We start from the raw sequence: 541 nt of genomic DNA, 5'->3' as shown, positions 1-541 counted from the left end.
AACCCGGAAGCTAAGCCTTACAGCGCCGATGGTACTGCAGGGGGGACCCTGTGGGAGAGTAGGACACCGCCGAACAATCTTTGGAGGACCCCTGGTCCCAGCGTTCAGCTGGGACCAGGGGTCCTTTTGTTTTTACAATGCTTGCGGTACCGAAGACAGGAGTCACCATGTCCACCAACTCTCCCGACGACCGACCGGAGCGCGATCAGCGGCAACGGGACAGCGGTGACCGCGGCGAGCGTGGCGGACACCGCGGCGACCGCAACGACCGTGGGGATCGTGGCAGTTACGGCCGCCGCGATGACAACCGTGGCGGTAGTGGTGGCGGTTACGGCCGTCGTGACGACAACCGTGGCGGTGGCGGTGGCGGCTATGGCCGGCGTGACGACCGGCGTGATGACAACCGCGGCGGCGGAGGTTACGGCCGTCGTGATGACAACCGCGGTGGCGGCGGTGGCGGTGGTGGTGGTGGCGGCGGTTACGGCCGTCGTGATGACAACCGCGGTGGCGGCGGTGGCGGTGGTGGTGGCGGCGGCGGTTA

1 protein-coding gene is annotated in these 541 nt (G+C 67.5%); it reads left to right on the top strand.

Annotation, left to right across the window (positions count from 1 at the left end; translation table 11 throughout):
* Positions 1-240: 240 nt before the first annotated feature.
* Positions 241-541 (top strand): hypothetical protein (locus KVT45_RS55115; RefSeq protein WP_217562666.1); only part of this gene is annotated, 301 nt, incomplete at its 3' end.

Source organism: Streptomyces sp. GbtcB6 (assembly GCF_019091475.1).
In the GTDB taxonomy this organism is placed as follows: Bacteria; Actinomycetota; Actinomycetes; order Streptomycetales; family Streptomycetaceae; genus Streptomyces; species Streptomyces hyaluromycini.
Note: the sequence above shows the minus strand (reverse complement) of the source record. Positions and strands in the feature narration are given on the sequence as shown.